Origin of the sequence: Microbulbifer aggregans (assembly GCF_020524005.1) — a bacterium.
GTDB lineage: Bacteria > Pseudomonadota > Gammaproteobacteria > Pseudomonadales > Cellvibrionaceae > Microbulbifer > Microbulbifer aggregans_A.
This window is the reverse complement of the sequence record NZ_JAIVKK010000050.1, coordinates 1-612: the sequence shown is the minus strand read 5'-3', so window position 1 is coordinate 612 and position 612 is coordinate 1. Positions and strand designations below refer to the sequence as shown.

The following is a 612-nucleotide window of genomic DNA, read 5'->3' as shown; positions in this document are numbered from 1 at the left end:
TAACGCCCGCAGCAGGGGCGACCAATGCTGTGCGCATATTGTGCTAAAAAGGGAGCGCAGCGACCAGCACAATATGTGCACAGTGTTGGGCGTCCCGCGGAGGCCCACAGGGCCGTAGCAAACTGCCTGCGTTTGTTAGTGCTATATGCGACCACGATGCTTGATAACGACCTTGGTTGGCTCACTTAGCACCCACAAGCTACTGATGCGGTAGACGTTCACAACCACTTCTATTGGCTCTTGAACCTCTGATGCCCCATCAATCCACGAAAAATCAAAACGGACTTCTTTTCCATCCTTGCTTAAAACACCCTGAACAGCTTGCTTAGGAAATATTTCTTGAGACTCTGAGCTAGAAACAACTTCGAATAGATAGCCAGTAGATCGATTTCTATAACCCTGGCTTGAAATACTAATAGATACAACACCAAGGTCTGCACAAGACGTTTTTATCTTAGGTGAACCACGCTGTATTTTGTAAATCACTTCGGGTGCAGCCGGCTTACTCCCATGCGAACTAGAAAATGGATTTTTCGGCGGAAATAGTTCATGTGTCGAATACTCGCAACTCCAAGTACGAGAGCAAATAAGCAACAAAAATACAGCTACAAA

At 46.4% G+C, this 612-nt stretch carries 1 protein-coding gene; it reads right to left on the bottom strand.

Annotated elements, in window-relative coordinates:
- Positions 1 to 141: 141 nt before the first annotated feature.
- A partial coding sequence (locus LC093_RS20265; RefSeq protein ID WP_226669341.1) for a hypothetical protein occupies positions 142 to 612 on the bottom strand: 471 nt, incomplete at its 5' end.